We start from the raw sequence: 18,803 nt of genomic DNA on the forward strand, positions 1-18,803 counted from the left end.
CAGTGGCGGTAATGCTTCTCAAAGCACAAGTAGCAGCAATAACGAAAATCCTGCTCAAAGTGCAAGTAATAGTACTGCCGAAAATACTACTCAAAGTAAAATTGAAAACGATACCGGCAATTCTACACAAAATGATAGTGATACCGGAAATACACCAAACAGTGATAAGAATAAAAAATCGCCAGACAATTAACAGCAGTGTGGTTCATTACCAAAAGTGAAGCGGCTCATCGGACGCCCCCCAGGAGGCTCTGTGCGAAAGCAAAGCGGCAGCTACAAAGTGACCAGCCGGAACGGAAATGAGAAAAGTAAAAAATGATGACCCAAAAATATCAAGGTCATCATTTTTCTATGGCATTAAATATGATATTCAATTTGATCAACAAAATCCCATTCGTATGGTGTTTCTTGATAAACATAGTAGTTCAACCAGTTCGAGAATAACAAATGTGTATGGGCACGCCACGTATTAATCGGTTCATTTGCTGGATCATCATTAGGGAAGTAATTCAAGGGCACATCAATATCTAATCCTTTCGCAACATCGCGACTATATTCATCCGCTAAAGTTGTCGCATCATATTCAAGGTGACCAGTAATCATAATATTTTTATTGTCTTTAGATTGCACAATAAAAACACCAGCATCTTCTGAATAAGAGAGCAATCGTAAATCAGGGTGGTTGCGTACTTCATCAATCGATACAGACGTATAACGCGAATGTGGTGCCGTAAACAAATCACTAAAGCCGCGTACTAAATCCACTGTTAAATCCGTAATGACATGAGAATATACACCTGAGCATTTAGCAGAAAGCCCAATTTTGCCAATACCGTAATGATGGTATAACGCTGCCTGTGCACCCCAACATATATGTAGAACCGATGTTACGTTCGTTTTGGACCAGTCCATAATTTCTGAAATTTCCTGCCAGTAGTTCACTTCTTCAAACGGCATTTTTTCTACTGGTGCACCCGTAATAATCATGCCATCATAGCGACGATGACGAATTTGATCGAACGTCGTATAAAATAATTGTAAATGTGATTTACTAACATTTTTCGATTCATGAGTAGCAGTATTCAAAAATGTAATATTCACTTGTAACGGGGTATTCCCTAATAAACGTAGTAATTGCAGCTCTGTTTTTTCTTTTTCTGGCATTAAATTAAAGATTAAGATATTTAACGGACGAATTTGTTGAGTTTTCGCTCTATCCTCGTCCATTACGAAGATTTTTTCCTCACGTAAATGTTCTCCAGCTGGTAAGTTTTTTGGAATATTAATTGGCATCTTGCATTCCCCTCTCTTATAGTTCTCTCTGTTAAACCCATTATTGGCCTTAGTCTCCATACACAGGCCTTGCGTAAAGTCTTTTTTTCGATGAAATTAAAAAATCCCCCTCATTCCATTTGAGATAGAATGAGAAGGATGTTTTCCACGTTCACTCTTATCTCTCAAAGGACAAATCCTTCGCTGGAATTAGCACCTTTCTAACTTTTGTTAGAGGTTGCTGAAGCGTCATCGGGCCAAATCCCTCAACTTCTCTTGATAAGATTATTTAATTAAAAAGAATTGTAACATGAACATTTAAGAATATCAACAATACATAGAATATTTTGTTATTAACCATGCATGTCATTATGTTTGGGAGTAATACATTTGTTTTTTTAGTTTATTCCACTTCTTATAAAATCTATGTAATTTTTATTATAACTCATACTTCTGATAAAAAGAAGTGTATAGAATTTTAAATAAAAAAGCCTGCTCCTTTGGGATAATTTACAGCTCTACTATTTCTACTACATCGAACGATTGAAGACGCTCAAGACCAAACAAATCATTATCATAACTTTCAAAGTAAACACTTGCTACATTGTCGAATGACCATTCTTTTGTCTTGAACTCTTCAAGATTGTCAAACAAGATATCCAATAATAACCAACCATTATCATATTCTTTGTGGTTTATTCTATAGATATGAATGATATTGTTAGTATCCATAAATACGATATTTTCAGCTTGCTCAAATTTTGTATTAGTTGTTCTCATTGCTAGTGCTACATTTATCATATTAGTCAACCTCTTATCAATGGATTATTAGTTTTATTTTTAACGTTGCTACCGTCACATGAGCTATAAGTTCGAATACTATACCGTCATTGGCTCGGTATCACAGTGAATCATTGAATGCGTACTTTTCAAGATAAAAACAAGCTAACATCATTGACAATAATTACTCTGTAGAGTACTATTTAGACATAGCTAAATAAGACTTTTAAAAAGCCTTTAAACCAACATTTAAACCGTTCCCCAACGAAAAATGTTTATAAATAGGTCGTATTTTTTACTGTCTTTTTTAGCTAATAACTTAGCTTATGAGATGATAATAACCTAATAGAGTACCTAAGTCAATGATTTTTATCTAGTTGTGTACTTTCTGCTTATATTTTGTCTTATGCCAAAAGGAGATTATTAATATGACAATGTTTGCAAGGATAAAGGAGTTAGCAAAAAATAAAGATAAAAATCTAAAACAAGTGGCTTTCGATATGGGATTTGGCGAGAATTACTTCTATACTTTAAAATCTCAAAGCCCAAAAGCAGAAACATTAGAAAAAGTAGCAGACTATTTTGATGTATCTGTAGACTACCTACTAGGTCGCACAGACGTAAAAAGAAATTTCTATAGCATTGTAAGTGAAAATAACACTGACACAGATATACTCACAATTCAAAGAGCAGTAAATAAAATGACACCCGAAGAAAGAAAGAAAACCATTGCAGTCTTGGGGGCTGTCTTCGATGGTTTGTTCGATAGCGAAGATAAGAGCTAGTCAACCAGTTAAATAAAGACATAAAAAAGGACTACCCCCGAAGAGGTAGTCTCAATTCTATTATTTCTTTGGTTTTGGTTTAAATTTCTTCTTAGGCTCTTCTTTGACTTCTTCACTTGGATTAGGATTTATTACTTTTGTATACTTACGCTTTTTGCTATCGTCAACAATTAGGTATGTATCCCCATCAATTGGTTTATCTGGATGGTCTGCATGTTTCATCATTAGTGGACTCAAGTAAATATAGAATGAGTCTACCTCCTCACCATCACGAATTACCTTGCTTTCAAATGCATAAATTATAGTTGCAATGTTGTGATCCTTCCTATGTTTTTCAGAATGCTTTTTATCGTATGTAGTTTCATATACAAGATAGTTACGAATGTTTCCATACTCACTAATATATTCATTATATTTTTCAAATACACCGTTTCTATCTGGTATTAGTATATCTGCCTTAGCAGAAGAGATTGTAGATAATGATAAACCTAATACTAAAATCCCCGTTAATATTTTCTTCATAAATAACCAACATCCTTTTCTGTATAATGATACCATTTTACCATTACTATATTATTGTATAAAGATGTTGTTTCAATTTTTATGTCAAATAAGGTTATTCAAGTTATTTCGATTCCTTTTGTCGTAAATCATTGTCTATAACTTTTCTCATCTTCTGGAGATTTTCTAGTTTCATCATAGGAACTTCCTTTAGCAAAAAAGAAAATAACTACAGCCATGATAATTGACTGAATGAAATCTACTTGCAATACGCCACTTAATGATAAGACTACAAATAGTATAGTCACACTTAAGGCGATAATATTGCGTATTTCTAATAGCTTTGCTAACTGTTCCATTATCCTTCTTTTCACTACAACACATCCCTTTGTCCATTTATTTTACTTTTTCTTCAATTGTCTTTAATCGTATATCATGTTTCTCAATCTCAACTGTATTCTCAAATACTTTTTCTCGTATTTCTTTTTGGTCAAGTTTAACCTCTACCAGATGTTCGTTTAATCTGTCAACGCTGTTGTTTAGATTTAACATAGTGTTATCGACACCGTTCATAATCTTCCATATAGCAACCAGACCGCCCACAACAACTGAAATGACTGTTAAAACTGCAATAATTAGCTCTAATATTCCCATTCGCTCACCACCTAAAAAACCACCCTATAGATTAAATAGAGTGGTTTAAAGATTCCTTTTCTGTTTTACTTTTCTTCTTTCATTGGGAAGACACCTATTAGAATACTCTTATTAATTAATACACCTGCAAAGTTGATAAAGTTAATTGACGGCACATTCAGTGATTTAGTTATTTCATCAATATCAATATTTGCACCATCTAATACATAGCTTCTATCGTTGCTTAATTGTACTTCGTACTTCATTTATATTTTCTCCTTCTTGTTATCTATCTAATTTTACGAATCCTAAATTACTTCCGTTTTGTTTAAACCATAGCATCCCTCGTGGGTCATACTCTAAGGAATAACCGTAGCCATTTGTTGTTAATACCCAGTCACCGTTTGACATTATACTGCCCCTAACGTTTAAATCACCAGTTACTCTTACACCACTCATAGCCTCTAAGGATATTTCATCTGTAACTGAATAGATACGTGACGCACCTGCTGAACCACCGAAGTTAATAGAATTTCACCGTCAAAACTTCTACCTATATTCAGATTTCTACCAACCGTTGCATCTGTCTCTATCTCAAGTGTAGACCTACCTTTAATAGCACCATTAACCATTACTGCCCCATTTAGATCAATCTTTTCAGCATTTATAGATACATTCCCTGGGGCTACGTTAATATTACTGATTAAATTATCTCCTCTTGTTTCAAGAGTGATTCTGTTATTAGTTTGAACAATACTTGATTCTGCTTGCCCCATTCTACTATCTAGACCAGATACATTAGATTCAACTCTGTCTGCTCGTATTGTGAGGTTTGCGATATTTTTTTTATTATCAGAAACATTAGCTTCGATTCCTTCTGCTTTAACGGTTAACTTACTGATACTATCCTTGTTGTCTTTTACTTCTGCTCTGATTTCTTTATCCGTCAGTTCAAGTTCAGCAATAGATTCACCAATAGTTTCTACAGCCATACTGATTCGGTCGTTTGTTTGTTCAAATTTGGAGCGTGTAATCTTCTTGTTTTCATCAATCTCAACCTTCTGAGATATAAGAATATCTCCAATTGATTTAGGAACTCTATTGCCTAATACGACCTTCGTAGTTACTAATTGACCATCTACTAAACTTCTAGTCTGAGATAGAATGCGTGTTTGAAACTCCATATCTAATGGTTCATAAATAAGCCATACACGCTCACCCAGCTCTCTATTAATCAGCTCAATTGAATCTAACTCAAATGTAACTTCTGGATAATCAATTAACTGTGCTTTAATATGTTCTAGCAATGATTTAGCATCTGTAAATCTATCATCATGAACGGGGTCAGCTTCACGCTTACCAATCATAGGGTTCTGAGCTAACGGTGATTCATACGAAACATATAATTGACCACCCGTTTCGTTGTTAACTGCTCCATAGCCTTCTATATAAGTTTTAAGTTTAGTTGTATCAACATTCTCACTTAATGACTGTACGTTATGTCCATGTCTATATTGAGCATCATAGTCGCCACCAATCTTTTTAGAAAAGAAGATATGATTATTCTTTCTAATCTCAAACTCACATTCAAATACTTGACATAGTTGTTGAGTTAAAGTAATTATGTTATTCTCACCAAAGTTTTCAATTATTCTAGATTCATTGAAATCAGTTCCAGTAGTCCAACCTGAACCTGCGAATATAAAGTTTAAGAACTCATTAAACGTTCTTGTACCACCATATATATCTTTCTTACGCTTATCTATTAAATCAAAGAATGTAGATGTTGCTACAACTTGTTTAGCATAAGAATTTTTCTTAATTTGCTTGACTCTAAACTCATAGTCGTTTACATTGATAATAGATTCTTCTTGTAGAATGCCATATCCTGCGTTTTTATCATTCTTAATAGAAGTGAAGGAGATGCCAAAATCTCCATTCACCTCTTGATTCATTTCAAAGTTGTTAAAATTAATTAACGGCTCTGATTCATTCCCATAGGTTACATAAATCAATATAGTATCCCCTTTCTATTAACCTCTTATTAATCCACCAGTAGTCATTTCTTCATTTTGAGAACCAGTAATAGTTGAATTGTATTTTACTATAGTTGCTCCTGCCGAAGCTCTCAAGCCTATGACATTACCGAAACCACTATTATATCCTGCACTAACAGTTGACATATCTAATGCATTAATGGCTTGTGCCTTGTTGTTTATTGTGCAACTCATCACGCTTACATTCGAAGCTTCTGCTGTGACACCTGCATAGACTGATACGTCAGGCATAGTACATACAGCACAAATAAACTGTGAACATCTAATTGCATAAATTGGCTGATTATTACCGCCATAAAAGTTTAGACCGTAGGTGTGTATTCTAACATTGCATCCAGTTGCATGAACACCCATGACTTTGTATTTCGTAGCCTCGTCAATATTAGTACCGCCTCTTATCTCTACCGTGCCTGAACCTATAAAACCTTTTAAGAAAACATATTCGCTATAAGTCCCTTCGTCAAGAGCGATAAGAAACGTTCCGTCTAAATACTTTGGCATCTGATTGATAGCCGCATTTATAGTTTTGAATTTCTTAGCGGTATTACCAACTTCACCAGTTGCGTCATCACCTGTTGTAGGGTTTATATAATAAGTACCACCACCTATTGAACGTGTTACAGCGTTTTGTGCATCTTTGAATATGGATTTTTGATTAGATGTTCGAGAAGGTGTTGATTGTGGAGTCATTTTCTTTAACTCAATACCCTCTAAGATATCTACTGCATTACCAGAAGCAGTAAGAAACTCAACTTCAATATAGATAGCATTTCTACTTTGCTTTTTTAATATTTGATAAAACGCTCTTGGGTCTTCGTTTTGGATAAACTGAACAGCACTATATAAAATAAAATTGTTAGCTAGGAATGTAGACATTGATTGTATACCATACTCATATGTTACAGGATTGCTGGTGCTGATTGGATATCTAGCGAAGGTTAAAAATATTTCACCAGTACCACCTTGTGCATTTTTCTGAGCAACTCGAACCTTCAATTCTCCTTTTAGTTCAACATCTGGAAAATATAAACGCAATGGTTCGGCTGTTGTATTATTTTCCCATTCGTCAAATATAGGAAATCGTCTAATAGCGTGATTGTCATTAATTCGTTGTACACCGTATTCTGGATTTCTATCATTTAATACTTTACCCATTTCGGCAGATAGAGCAGAATCTGCTCCACCTGTCGTTAGGTCATTTACTATATCTACGTTTGATTCTGTAAGTTTCTGTTTTAAAGAATCTGACAAGTTTTCATATGAAATATTTCCTGTCATTTATATCTCTCCTTTATTATTGATAATCTTTAAATACTGGAAGACCAGTTTTAGGGTTAATCTTTTCAACATATTGTTTCATAGGGTCATACGCATCAATCTTTAAATCTGAATACGTGATTTGACCTAAAATGTCTTCATGTTCTACTGGATGTGTTGAGCTAGTAACTGTTCCTGTTTGCCATAGTACACGACCTGTGATTTTATCATAAAACACTCTATTTCCTCTTGAATATATAATTAATCATTTCCTTTCTTTTGTTCGTATCTTTTATTCGTATGCTACAAAGTTATATGGGGTATTTCCTATACTAACTGGCATATCTATAGTCCATGTAGTACCATTATTTGCTATTGGAGAGAACAAGTTAATTGTACTAGTCTCTTCTACAACAGAACTGTTAAAACTTCCAACTAGTTTAGTAGTTTCAGTACTATACCCATCAAAAGCGGGTTGGTATATTGACGTTCTTAAACCATGGGACACTGGTGACGTTGCATATATTAAACTCGGCTTAAATGGTAGGCTTATTGTTATCCAAGAAGACCATCTAGAACCTTGAGTTGATAAAGCAAAAGGATACATTCTTGAGTCAGCACTAGAAGTTATAGTACCACTATGCGATTTCTTACCTGTAGAAATTTGATTGATATTATTCGCCATTGTATCAAAAGTAGCATCCGAAGCAGTATTAACTCCTTTACCAGTAATGGCAGATGCTACTTTCTTTTTACCATCACTTACAGATTGCTTTAAATTTGCTAGGCTATCCCATAAATTATCATGACCCTTGAATTGAATATCTCTATCGCCATACATAATCAATGCAGTTGCGCCATCAATTAATATCTCTGCTCCTGTAGCTGTATTAGTTCCATTTGCACGACTACGTATTGCAAACGTTGAATCTGTATTATCTGACTTCTTACCTTTTAACGATAATGAGGCTCTTGCTTTATCAATAACTAAATCACCAGTCATTATACCACCAGTGTTATTTACATAAGAAGATGTTTGAGGCGTCCAAGGATATCCGCTTGCTGTTGGTGAGCCACTATCTATAACTATTGCATTTGCATCGTTTACAGCAACGAACAGTGATTTACTTTCACCTAGATAACCATTTACCTCAAGTTTAATCATGAATGGCATAGATGCAGTAGGAGCTTTTAGAATTTGTAAATATAAGTCATTACCTACAAACGTAGGCGCTTTGATGTTATAGCAATTAGCAAATGATTCTGTGATAGATTCAATAATGAAATCTTTCTGCTTAACTCCACCACGTTCTGCGTAGTTAGCAACCCGATAAGTTACCACAGCTCCGCCATGTGATTCATCATGTCCCCAAAATGTTGTATAAGTTGCTTTGACAAGACCTGAGAATTGTGCATCAAATGGAATAGCAATAGTTAGAGTTTCTACGTTTACAGCACCATTCCATCCGCCACCGATACCATCGAGGTATAGAGTTTTCTCAACTGAATGTGTACCTAAGTTAGTTACATCTGTATTATTCAATTGTCCCATTTGCCATGCAGTTTTAGCACTGCCTGCTTCTGCAATTGCATCTTTAACTTCATTTGATAGTTTAGTCATACCAACTGAGCCATCAACTAAAGCTGTACCACTAATCAGTCCGTTTAAATCTGGAACATTCTTATAGATAACGATATCAATATTATTATCTGCAATTTCTGACTCTGGTGAATCAAAGTTTAGTTTATATCCTGTACCAACTGAACCGATAATTGTATATTCTTCTGGACGTAAATAAGTTGTATTGAAGTAAACTACAACACTATCATTTGTTAAGTCCAATTGGTCATTAGGGATAGTCCAGTTCTTTTGATTCTTAGCAGTTGTTTTAAGTTTTAATGGAATATTAACAAACTTACCGCTCGAACCACCTCCACCACCTTTAACCCATCCTGAATCAGTTTCATTACCTGTATCATCTGAACGCATTACACGAGTGAAAGTATTACCAGTAATGATGTCTGTTAATTGATAGTAGCGAGTATCTACTGCACCTTCTACATCTACAATTACTTCACCAATATAAGTTGTTTGCTCAGGTAGGAATGAGCTGTCTGATACTGTGACAAGTTTAAGACCTGAGATAGTTAAATCTCTGAACACATCTTCTGTTAATGTTTCTAAATCATTAGACGCATAGCCTTGTGAAGTAAACTTTCGCTCTGCTTCTGCAATCTTCCCATTTGTTTCAGCTTTCGTGTAAGTATCTAATAATCCAGTGTCAATTACTACGTTTCCTTTTTCATCTGGTGAAACACCATTTACAGTTGATACAGCACCCTTACCATCTACTCCACGTTGTGCTAATAAAATCCAATTGTCATCAGTCTTACTTGGTGGGTTATTTGTGTTGTTATTTACTTTTGATTGAAATGTAGAGCCATTACGAGTTACAACATTATTACGTGAATAAGAAGTCGTAGAGTTCCATCCTACAGCCGTATCCCATCCTTTAACTTTCTCATATGCATCATTAGCATTAGCTGTAGCAGTTTGAGAGTTTACGATTTCAGTTTTGATTTGAGTTTGAAGATTGTTTAGGTCTAGGTATAATTGATTACCTGTTGTGATTAGAGTGGTCATTTCTTTAATCTTATCTTGAGATGTAGCATTGATTTGTTTAGTTTCGATGATTAAGGCATTTACTACTTTTATTTGCTCGATGGCATCTGTTGTAGCTTTCTCAGCTTCTTGTTTTGCTCTGATTGCGTCTGTAGTTGCTTGTTTAGCGTTGTCAGTTGCGATTAAATTTTCTTCTGTAGCTTGAATAGAAGCCTCTGTAGCATCCTTAGCTTCTGTTGTTGCTGTAATAGCATCTTCTGTCGCTTTGGCAATTCTACGTAAAATTTCATCTACTTCCTCGCCACCTGCTAAGATATTGATTTGATACTGTAGGTTCGTAAGACCTCCAATGATTCTATCCCAGTTCTCGTTAATCTTAATACGTTCTTCACGAGTAATTGGATTGCCTGTATTATTTAATGTGATAGTCAATATCTATTTCTCCTTCCTTATAGGTACAAAAATCTGAAATCAAATTCTATTTTTGATACAGTTCCACCAGATACAATAAAATCATTAGCTCCTTGTGATAAGGTTAATAGTTTCTTATTCGTATCCTTAAAGGCACTTGAGCCATTCTTCAATGTTCTGATTCCATCTAGAGTTAATACATCTCCACTAGTTAGCGGTTTATTGTATTTATATTCTTCATTTGTTGTTGTGTTTTTAATCGTCAGACCGTTTGGGTAAGCTCCTTGTACAGTAATCTTAATTTCACTTTGTCTAGGGTCAATGTGAGCAGTACCCAAATTGTAAACTGTGAACCTATCTGTACTGAAACTGTATTCAATATCATCATCCCAACTAATCTGACCATTCCAAGCCCACTGTTTTACATCCCATTCCTTCTTAAGCTTAGAAGTTGACACAGTTGATTCCCCAAAGACATTTACACAAGTAAAATCAATATCGAATGCTTCCATATGCATGTTAGGTTGAATTGTAAACCCTTGATTAAGTTTAACTAGATATCGTTTATAAGGTTCGCTCTTGAAGATAATGTAGAACGATTCTTTGCGAGTAAATAATGCGTTTATTTCATCACGCAACAAATAGAAGTCTTGAATATCAGTTGCTTCGTATAGTAGTTGTACTGATATAACTCTCTCTGTTAACTGGCTTTGTGTAAAAATGCCTCCGTCCCTACCATCCACTGACTCAACTTCATGGGCCAATGAGATAGAAGGAATGTAATGAAATAGACGACTTAAGCTATAATCAGATATATCTAGCTTTCTACCATTTAAGAGTTCTATTATCATAGGTTAACTCCTCTCGTTCTTGATTGTATGCTTGTACTATTGAATTGTAATTGCCCCACTTGTTGAAATGTTACTTCTGCAATTTGAGTTCCATCTAGTAATACTGGAGCAGGTGCAATAACAACAGACTGATTAGAACCACCCATTTGAGATGCAATACCTTTGCCAATACCTGCTAATACTTGTGGTGTTAATGGTAAGATTGCTTCTGATACGTTTGGAACTTCTCCACCAACCATTAGATTATTACCGTTCATTCCGAATGCTGTAGGTTTAGTCATTAAACCACCTTTGGCGTACCAATCAACACCAAAACTTGGAATACTTGGAGGGTCTAAACTAAACGAACCAGATATTTTAAAGTGAGGCAACTTAATCTTAGGTAGAGTTAACTCAGGGAATTTAAGATTTTTGAACCAAGTTATAACACCATTGAATCCATCTTTAATCCAGTCAATAGCATCATCTACACCGCCTTTGACAGATGTATAAATACCTTTTGAGAATTTTGTTGCGTTAGTTACAGTATCATCCCATATTTTACCTACATCGGTTTTAAATGTTTGCCACTTAGTTTTAACTTCACCAGTTTCCCAGTTAACCTCGCTCACATGGTCTTTAGCTTGACCTTTTGCTTCTGTAACAACATCCTTATGCATATCCTTAGCGCTTTGGACAGTCTCATTCTTAGTTTTCTTGGCATCAGCAATCAACGCTTCTGCTTCGTCTGCTGAAATAGTTTTATCCTCGTCACGCATTTTAGTAATTGCTGCAACACGTTGTTTATATTGTTCATTAGCATCTTTAATAGTCTGTTCTTTTTGCTTCTTAGAGTTTGCAACTACATCGGCTGCTTGTTGCGCTGTAATCTGAGATGAATCACGTTTAAGAGTCTCTAAAATAACCTTCTGGTCACGTTCCGATTCAGATAAGTATTGAACAGCTTTCTCTTTCATACCTTGTTGAATCAGTTCGATGTCGGCTGCTTCTTGCTGAGTAATACCACGCTTTTCATTAGATGCAGTTTGATAGATTTCATTAATCCTTGCCTGACCTTCTGAAACTGCTACTTGCTCTGCTGCTTGACGTTGTTTAGTATGCTCTAAGATTTCTGCTTCACGTTCTGCTGTTAATACATTAGATTCTTCAAAGAACGCTTGGTCTTCTGCTAATTGTGCTGTATGACGTTCTTTCATGTTAGTTAGAATTTGCTCAGACATTTGATTGTTGATTTCAACTAAGTTATTCGCCATTTCACCAGTAATAGTCTCACCAGACCATTTCAATTGCTTGAATGAATCTGTGGCTTGTTTATCTAAGTCCATATAAGCCCCAACTGCTTTTGCAGTTCCTTCGCTTACGTTATTAGACCAATCTTCTACCTCAAATGATGATTGTTGCATATGATTATTCAACGCAAATAAACCAACACCTACTGCGGTGATGGCGGCTATTGTTAAACCAATTGGCCCTGTTAATACTGTAAATGCAGTTCCTAAAATACCTGCTGTAGCACTTGCACCACCTAACATACCTACTAGTGACCCAATAGCAGGCATGAAAGCCGCAAATGCACCAAGCAATGTACCGACTGCCACAACAACTGCAATCAATGTTCCTGCCAATTTAGGGTTCTCTGCTACCCAATCAGCAATAGAGGCTACTACTTCTGCGATATCTGCCAATACAGGAGCCATAGACTCTTTTACATCATTCATAGCTTCTGCTAATCTATAAGCAGGGTCGGCTTCAAGCGTTGATGTATCGTCCTTCAACTTACCAGTCATTTCACCAGTAGTTTTCATGTGTTTACCCATATTTTGTAGTGAGTCTGAAATCTTCTTGCCTTGCTCTTCCCAAAGTGTACCGTAGAGTTTAACACCAATTTCATTACGTTTAGTCTCGTCTTCTATGCCCATTAAGGCGGCATTCATTTCGACTAATGCTTTCGCCCCATCGTCTCCACCTTTGGCTACTGCTTGACCCCACTTCTCTAATGCTTCTGCTGAAATATTAGTACCCTCAAGAGATTCCTTCATGGCTTTGTCTACACCTTGACCAAATTCAGCCGCAACAATACGACCTTCCTTTAATCCATCTAAAAGGATGTCAATATTCCAGGTACCAGTTTCGACCTGTTACACCGCCACTTTCGTGGTACTTTAACACTGTTCATAACAGTCGGCATAGACTATACCATCGCCATTTCACAGGCGCTCTTATTATAGTCGTTGAACCTCCCCCATTTTTGAGGTTTGGCTGCAATGATTACCCATTATTTTGACACTTAGCGTTATTGATTAGCGTATGCCATCTTACCTATTCTTTCTGTTTTTCAACCGCATTCACGCTCACTGTTTCCAGTCACGTTGTAGCTAAGTAAGCTTTAGGGCTTTCCTGCAATTTAAAGAGTACGCATTAGGGATTTCTCGCCTAATGGGGCTAATAAAATTAACCTGCCGCAAATATGGCTTGAATCTGTTCACTGTTGTACCCTGCCATTTTTAGTTGGCTTCCGTATTCCGAAATAATATCTAGTTGCTCTGAAGGAAATCCAACTGATAATAGTTGATTAGTTAAACCCAATGCCTCTTGTTGAGTAATACCAAGCTCTTTACCAATTTCATGTGACTCTTGAATTAGCTCCTTAAAGTCAACTTCTTTGTATGCTCTAGAAATCATAGAAGCACCTTTGATAATCTCCTGATTGGTTTCAACAGATGCATTCTTATTAAGTGTGAGTTGTCGTCTAACACCTTCGTATGCGGCTTCTTCGTCACCTATCGCGGCAACTACACTATTGATTGAGCTACGTACTGTTTCAACATCTCCACCTTTAATGCCCATAGAAAGTTCTATATCAGTATTAAGAGAGGATACGTCTAACGCTTCGCCGATAATAGCCGCCAATCCACCGCCTGCAACCAATCCGCCTGCAACTGCTGATAACTTATTACCGAATCCGTTTACTTCATCTCCTGCATCTTTAGCTTCTTTAGAAACTTGTGCTAATTCCTTTTGGACTTGTTTAAGCCCTTTCTGGTCAACATTAGCAAGAGCATGTTTCATCTTCTCAAAACCAGCACTAGAACCTAAAGCAGTTTTACCCATCTTCTCTAAGGCTTGTTCCAATTGCTGTGAGCTTGCCTTACCTTCTTTAATAGCATTTGTCAACTTAGTTCCTAAAACGTCTGAGAAAGTATTTACAGAAGTTCCAGTAGCTTCAAAGACGTTTTCATATTCTTAGTTGATTCAGCTAATGCATGATGTTCTGCACGAGTCTTATCTATTTGACCTTGATAGGATTTTAACCCTTGTTCGGTCATTACTAATTCACGTTGAAAAGCTCTATATTGCTCTTCGCCAATCTTGCCATTCTTAAATTGTTCTTCTACTTGTGATTGAGCCTTTTTCAATACATCTAATTTATCTGCTGTATTGGAAACTTGCTTTTGTAGTAGTTGCTGTTTCTGTGCGTACAGTTCGGTAGAAGAAGGGTCAATTTTGGAGGCTTTCTCAACTTCTTTTAATTCTTTCTGGGTCTTTACAGCTTCTTTCTCGACATTTTGTAGCGCTTTATCTAGTCCCCTAGTGTCACCACCAATATCGAATGTAATACCCTTAATTCCTTTACCTGCCATTCAATATATTTGCTCCTTTCTATAATTTGAATCATAGAAAATCACAAGTGAATCTTCTATGTAATAAAAAAAGGGAACTACCAATATTGGCAATTCCCCAGTAGTTTTAAATTTTCAATGCGTTTATATCTGCTTGAGTTGCTTTTCTTACAGTGCCTTTATCATCTTTGGGCTTATATTTCATTTCAAAGTATAAATCTATATGCTCTAAAACCATCCCTATAGACATTAAATCCATTTCACCAAAAGACAACTTAGATTCTTTAGCCATTAATAGATAGATAGCTGTAGAAGGGTCTTCATTTACTTCTTGCTTCGTGTTGGCTTTTTTTTAGGAGCAACTGAGAAGTTAGCTTGTATTAGTGGTAAGATTTCAGGGAAGATATCCATAATGGGGAAACCTTCTTCAAATGAATCCAACCAAGCGTCCATATCTGGAATTTCTGGATTGCCTTTCTTTGCTAAACAGTAAACCATTTGATAGAACTCGATTGACTCGAACGCTATGCCTGCAGATTGAGACTTTTCTAAGTTCATGAAATCCTTTAAGAAATCTGCACCTGCGAACATTGAACGATACATTAAAGGTGTTTGTCCTGTAATCTTGAACACTACTTCTTTATCATTAATTGTAATAACTTTTTCTGCCATCGGTATTTATTCCTCTTTCTATTATCTACTAAGGTTGTACTGGTACGTCTACTGGCTCTACAACTGCCTTGAAGAAGTCATTGTACATTGCTTCTGGTGTAGCTTCACCTGTGTTCCAACGAATAGCTTTGTCGTTAAGTCGTGGTTTTGCTGTAAATGATAGCTCTTGACCTTCGATTTCAATTGACTCTCCAACTGTGTTTGCAGTTCGAGAAGGACGAGCGATAGAGCAGTTATAATATACAAAGCGTGTTGCTTGTTCGTCACCGTCTACTTCAAACATTAGAGCCACATCTTTAGGACGAGCGTCAGAAGTTTCTAAGAAACCACCATTTACCATTTTCTCACCTAATACTTCTGTACGTAACTTGTCTGTAATCATTGCAATGTTTAATGCACCTTCGTAGCCGTTGTTAGCAAAACGAGAGAAGTGTACACCGTTATCAGCGTAGAATTTTCCTTCGTCACCAACTGGGTTAAGTGTTAATGAAACCGCACCTTCAACCCGAACTGGTTTATTATATTTGTAAGAACCATCTGTCTCACGTTCGTAAGTAGCGTAGTGAACGTTTGTTAAACCAAATTCAACTGTGTTTTTGCCCATAGTTTAAATAAACTCCGTTTCTATTATTTTAGTAATTGTATTGTATAGAATTTTTGATACAAGTCTTGAGCCGTAATAAACAGTTCATCTGTATCATAGAAGACGCAATTAGCATCAAATAAATCTTCTATCTTTTGTTCAAGTTTTAAATCCTTTTTGTCTGTGTAAACTTCAATACGATAGGTTAAAACCTTTTTCCAAACTTTATTATCAGCACCGTAATTATCTGACGTTTCTTCGAGGTAGATCATAAATGGTGGTTGAGGAGCAGGAGAATTTTCATTGTGGGTAAAATGACTGTAGGCTACTGGAATATCAACTTGTTGCAATAGCTTAGGTAATTCTTTAAGTGTAATCATAGGTTGTTTAATTCCCTTTCAAAATCTCTTATTGCTTGCTTCTCAATCTTTTCTATATGAGGGTGTGAAGGGGTTCTTGAGCCATCTCTATTTACGTGACCATTTTCTAATAAATGTGTAAGTTGATAATCTGTAGCGTTGTGGACTGTATAGTTGTTTCCAACCTTTTTAACTCGCCAACCTTTAGCATAGCTACCACCGCCTGCGTAATCCCCTGTTGGAGAATTTGCTTTAAGTTGTTGTACAGCTTGCTTAGATACTTTCTTTGCACTTGCTTCCACTTCTTCTGCTACATAATTTGAAAACCTCTGTAACTCTTTAACTATTTCATTGGCAAAGTTATCTATACTCGTCAAATTGTCTTACCTGCTTTGCGCTGTGTATACAATTCAATGAACTCGCCTTTATCATAAGAGCGATAGATTGAATATTTATTGCCATTGTAGATTAATGTATCTTCATTTTCATAATCAGCTAAACGAACTATGAATATATACTGTGGTTTTGTTCCTTGCTGTCCTGCAATGTAAAATTCATACCGTCCTACACTCTTCTTTTCACAGAATAGTTCACGCTCATGTTCAGTCTTGATTTCTTGCAACATTTCATCTTTTTCAACTGTGTAGCCAACTAGTTTAATAACCTCGTTATACATCATTTTGTGTATTCCTCACTTAATGTCAGATGTCTTTTAAGTGCTTCATATGATAGTTTGTATTTCTCGCTATCTGTATTAGCTAAACCAAATTCAGATTTAGCATACAAAACGATTGAGCGAGTAATTAGCCTATCGTCTTCTGTTTTACTTGCTACGTTTACACCAGACAATTCTAAATCCAATAAACATGCATCAATAATGTCTTGAACTTCACCATCGAACATATTATTTTGAATACGTAATGCGAACTTTACTTTATCAAGCACTTAAGCATCACTCGTTTTCCTAGCTCGTGTATTGCGTTGAGCAGTTTTCTTTACTTCTTCCTTTGTTTCTTCTTTTACTTCTTCTTTGGTTTTTTTATTCAACTGCTCTGTATTAGAATGAGGAACAATAAAACCTAGAGAAGCTAAATATTGAATACGCTCATAGTCTTCACAAACAAAATAATGACTAGGAATCAACATGTTCCCAGTCACCTTGTCTTTAAAGAATTTAGTTACTAAATGTTTCAATTATTGCATCTCCTTTTGTTTTACTATTAAGCTTCTGGAACTAATGCAACAAATGCATCTTCTCGTGTAACTTTTCCGTCAAGGATTGTGTGTCCTAAGAATTGAGTAGTACGGTGCTTTAGGTCTTTTGCTGTGTCAACAGATACAGGCTTTTGTGTGTTTACAGCGTAGCCTTCTGATGGTTTGCCAATTACGATTACACCATCAGGGCATCCACCATCAACTTTAACAGGGAAACCAAGAACAAAGCCTACACCCGATGCAGATGGGTCATTAATGAAGATTGGGAGTTTAGTTGCATCTTGTACACCTGCTAAGCCATACCATAAAGTTTTATTGTTTACATAAACAGCCGCACCGTTTTGGAATTGAGATGCAAGATTAGATAATGCTTCAGCTATTTGGTCATAGTCTAAGCGACCTTTGTATTTCGTAACTTGGTTAGCTGTTTCTAATACTTTGATTACACCTTCAAATTCTTCGTCTGTAGTTGCATCACCAACATAAACCGACTGACCAACAAAAGCACCGATACGAGCTACTAATTCTGATTTTAAGTAGTCCATAAATGCAGGAATAGACATTGCTTCAATTTTGAATGACACTTCGATAAGTTTAGCAACTTCGATTCCCTTAAGAGTTACACGAGCCATTTCGTTTTCTTCTACTACTGTTGTAGCTTTCTCTTTGTAACCTTTTGCGTCACCTGATTTGATGGCTTTGTGTTTTGGTAAATGCATGATACCACGAATGTTAAATTTCTTAGCGTCACCGAAAAATGGATATTGTTCACCAATTAGTCCAATAATTTCATTCATAGTTGTTTCAGGGATAACTACACCGTTGTCTTCTGCATAAGCGACATTAGACAATTCTACTGCTGACATTTCTGTTCCCATTACTGACTTAGCAAAAGCATTTACTAATAATTCTTGTTTATTCATGTTTGCTAGTACCCCATTCTTCTCTAGTGGCTGTAAGTCTGTTAAATCTTCCATTGATCTATTCTTTAACTCTACTGCGCCTTGTTCTTTTAGGGCGTTAAGGTTAGCTAATTCTTTTGTTACATTTTCAAATTTAATATCCAATGCTTTGATTTCATTTTGCTTAGCTGTAGAGTCTTCGAATTTACCTTTGTTGATTAAGTCCTCTGCTTCTGTTACTAATACATTGCGTTGTTCTAAATATGTTTCTTTTTTCATCTG

Annotated in this window: 26 protein-coding genes and 1 riboswitch; of the genes, 2 read left to right on the plus strand and 24 right to left on the minus strand. The window is 35.9% G+C overall.

Going from position 1 to position 18,803, the window contains the following annotated elements; translation table 11 throughout:
• On the plus strand, window positions 1-193 hold a 193-nt coding region (locus tag AC3WSK_RS07110; protein WP_492413294.1), incomplete at its 5' end, for a hypothetical protein.
• A 164-nt stretch (window positions 194-357) separates the two neighbouring features.
• Here the strand turns inward: AC3WSK_RS07110 and metA are convergent.
• Both metA and AC3WSK_RS07120 read right to left on the minus strand, forming a co-directional pair.
• The gene (metA, locus tag AC3WSK_RS07115; protein ID WP_492413296.1) at window positions 358-1,293 is read right to left on the minus strand and encodes a homoserine O-acetyltransferase MetA; all 936 of its coding nucleotides are present in this window, start codon (window positions 1,291-1,293) and stop codon (window positions 358-360) included.
• 154 nt (window positions 1,294-1,447) lie between these two features.
• A riboswitch (SAM riboswitch) is annotated at window positions 1,448-1,558 on the minus strand.
• Between the two features lie 224 nt (window positions 1,559-1,782).
• The gene (locus AC3WSK_RS07120; RefSeq protein ID WP_492413298.1) at window positions 1,783-2,082 is read right to left on the minus strand and encodes a hypothetical protein; all 300 of its coding nucleotides are present in this window, start codon (window positions 2,080-2,082) and stop codon (window positions 1,783-1,785) included.
• Window positions 2,083-2,480: 398 nt separating this feature from the next.
• Here AC3WSK_RS07120 and AC3WSK_RS07125 point away from each other — a divergent pair, with 398 nt between their 5' ends.
• Complete coding sequence (locus AC3WSK_RS07125) at window positions 2,481-2,837, plus strand: helix-turn-helix domain-containing protein (RefSeq protein ID WP_492413300.1); 357 nt, start codon at window positions 2,481-2,483, stop codon at window positions 2,835-2,837.
• Window positions 2,838-2,897: 60 nt separating this feature from the next.
• Here the strand turns inward: AC3WSK_RS07125 and AC3WSK_RS07130 are convergent, their stop codons facing one another.
• The 22 genes from AC3WSK_RS07130 to AC3WSK_RS07235 all read right to left on the minus strand — a co-directional run bounded on the left by AC3WSK_RS07130 (window position 2,898) and on the right by AC3WSK_RS07235 (window position 18,800).
• Window positions 2,898-3,359 (minus strand): hypothetical protein, encoded by a 462-nt coding sequence (locus AC3WSK_RS07130; RefSeq protein WP_492413302.1) that lies wholly within the window; start codon window positions 3,357-3,359, stop codon window positions 2,898-2,900.
• Window positions 3,360-3,487: 128 nt separating this feature from the next.
• On the minus strand, window positions 3,488-3,712 hold the full coding sequence (locus AC3WSK_RS07135; protein ID WP_492413304.1) for a hypothetical protein: 225 nt from the start codon (window positions 3,710-3,712) through the stop codon (window positions 3,488-3,490).
• Between the two features lie 22 nt (window positions 3,713-3,734).
• Complete coding sequence (locus AC3WSK_RS07140; RefSeq protein ID WP_492413306.1) at window positions 3,735-3,992, minus strand: hypothetical protein; 258 nt, start codon at window positions 3,990-3,992, stop codon at window positions 3,735-3,737.
• Window positions 3,993-4,057: 65 nt separating this feature from the next.
• Window positions 4,058-4,237 (minus strand): hypothetical protein, encoded by a 180-nt coding sequence (locus tag AC3WSK_RS07145; RefSeq protein WP_492413308.1) that lies wholly within the window; start codon window positions 4,235-4,237, stop codon window positions 4,058-4,060.
• Window positions 4,238-4,256: 19 nt separating this feature from the next.
• Window positions 4,257-4,382 carry a hypothetical protein gene (locus tag AC3WSK_RS07150; RefSeq protein ID WP_492413310.1) on the minus strand — a complete coding sequence of 42 codons (126 nt, stop codon included), beginning with the start codon at window positions 4,380-4,382 and terminating at the stop codon, window positions 4,257-4,259.
• A gap of 53 nt (window positions 4,383-4,435) precedes the next feature.
• Entirely contained in the window at window positions 4,436-5,986 is a 1,551-nt protein-coding gene (locus AC3WSK_RS07155) for a phage tail protein (RefSeq protein ID WP_492413312.1), read from the minus strand.
• Between the two features lie 18 nt (window positions 5,987-6,004).
• Window positions 6,005-7,306, minus strand: coding sequence for a hypothetical protein (locus tag AC3WSK_RS07160; RefSeq protein WP_492413314.1), 1,302 nt, complete (start codon window positions 7,304-7,306; stop codon window positions 6,005-6,007).
• Window positions 7,307-7,322: 16 nt separating this feature from the next.
• The gene (locus AC3WSK_RS07165; protein ID WP_492413316.1) at window positions 7,323-7,523 is read right to left on the minus strand and encodes a hypothetical protein; all 201 of its coding nucleotides are present in this window, start codon (window positions 7,521-7,523) and stop codon (window positions 7,323-7,325) included.
• A gap of 54 nt (window positions 7,524-7,577) precedes the next feature.
• Window positions 7,578-10,340 carry a hypothetical protein gene (locus tag AC3WSK_RS07170; protein WP_492413318.1) on the minus strand — a complete coding sequence of 921 codons (2,763 nt, stop codon included), beginning with the start codon at window positions 10,338-10,340 and terminating at the stop codon, window positions 7,578-7,580.
• A 17-nt stretch (window positions 10,341-10,357) separates the two neighbouring features.
• Window positions 10,358-11,170, minus strand: a complete 813-nt coding sequence (locus AC3WSK_RS07175; RefSeq protein WP_492413320.1) for a distal tail protein Dit — start codon at window positions 11,168-11,170, stop codon at window positions 10,358-10,360.
• The gene (locus AC3WSK_RS07180) at window positions 11,167-13,209 is read right to left on the minus strand and encodes a phage tail tape measure protein (protein WP_492413322.1); all 2,043 of its coding nucleotides are present in this window, start codon (window positions 13,207-13,209) and stop codon (window positions 11,167-11,169) included. Before AC3WSK_RS07180 ends, AC3WSK_RS07175 begins: the two co-directional genes overlap by 4 nt.
• A gap of 412 nt (window positions 13,210-13,621) precedes the next feature.
• Window positions 13,622-14,344 (minus strand): hypothetical protein, encoded by a 723-nt coding sequence (locus AC3WSK_RS07185; RefSeq protein WP_492413324.1) that lies wholly within the window; start codon window positions 14,342-14,344, stop codon window positions 13,622-13,624.
• A gap of 29 nt (window positions 14,345-14,373) precedes the next feature.
• Window positions 14,374-14,811: a hypothetical protein gene (locus tag AC3WSK_RS07190; RefSeq protein ID WP_492413326.1), complete on the minus strand. Its 438-nt coding sequence runs from the start codon at window positions 14,809-14,811 to the stop codon at window positions 14,374-14,376.
• A gap of 106 nt (window positions 14,812-14,917) precedes the next feature.
• The gene (locus AC3WSK_RS07195; protein WP_492413328.1) at window positions 14,918-15,082 is read right to left on the minus strand and encodes a hypothetical protein; all 165 of its coding nucleotides are present in this window, start codon (window positions 15,080-15,082) and stop codon (window positions 14,918-14,920) included.
• 32 nt (window positions 15,083-15,114) lie between these two features.
• Window positions 15,115-15,462, minus strand: a complete 348-nt coding sequence (locus AC3WSK_RS07200) for a hypothetical protein (protein WP_492413330.1) — start codon at window positions 15,460-15,462, stop codon at window positions 15,115-15,117.
• Window positions 15,463-15,490: 28 nt separating this feature from the next.
• Window positions 15,491-16,066 (minus strand): major tail protein, encoded by a 576-nt coding sequence (locus AC3WSK_RS07205; RefSeq protein ID WP_492413332.1) that lies wholly within the window; start codon window positions 16,064-16,066, stop codon window positions 15,491-15,493.
• A 23-nt stretch (window positions 16,067-16,089) separates the two neighbouring features.
• Entirely contained in the window at window positions 16,090-16,425 is a 336-nt protein-coding gene (locus tag AC3WSK_RS07210; RefSeq protein ID WP_492413334.1) for a hypothetical protein, read from the minus strand.
• Window positions 16,422-16,781, minus strand: coding sequence for an HK97 gp10 family phage protein (locus tag AC3WSK_RS07215; RefSeq protein ID WP_492413336.1), 360 nt, complete (start codon window positions 16,779-16,781; stop codon window positions 16,422-16,424). The genes AC3WSK_RS07210 and AC3WSK_RS07215 overlap by 4 nt, the downstream gene beginning before the upstream one ends.
• The gene (locus AC3WSK_RS07220; RefSeq protein ID WP_492413338.1) at window positions 16,778-17,083 is read right to left on the minus strand and encodes a phage head closure protein; all 306 of its coding nucleotides are present in this window, start codon (window positions 17,081-17,083) and stop codon (window positions 16,778-16,780) included. Before AC3WSK_RS07220 ends, AC3WSK_RS07215 begins: the two co-directional genes overlap by 4 nt.
• Window positions 17,080-17,349 (minus strand): phage head-tail connector protein, encoded by a 270-nt coding sequence (locus AC3WSK_RS07225; RefSeq protein ID WP_492413340.1) that lies wholly within the window; start codon window positions 17,347-17,349, stop codon window positions 17,080-17,082. Before AC3WSK_RS07225 ends, AC3WSK_RS07220 begins: the two co-directional genes overlap by 4 nt.
• Complete coding sequence (locus AC3WSK_RS07230) at window positions 17,350-17,598, minus strand: hypothetical protein (RefSeq protein ID WP_492413342.1); 249 nt, start codon at window positions 17,596-17,598, stop codon at window positions 17,350-17,352.
• Between the two features lie 26 nt (window positions 17,599-17,624).
• The gene (locus AC3WSK_RS07235) at window positions 17,625-18,800 is read right to left on the minus strand and encodes a phage major capsid protein (RefSeq protein WP_492413344.1); all 1,176 of its coding nucleotides are present in this window, start codon (window positions 18,798-18,800) and stop codon (window positions 17,625-17,627) included.
• Window positions 18,801-18,803 lie beyond the last annotated feature (3 nt).

Source organism: Lysinibacillus sp. EB271-A1-10B (assembly GCF_058791335.1).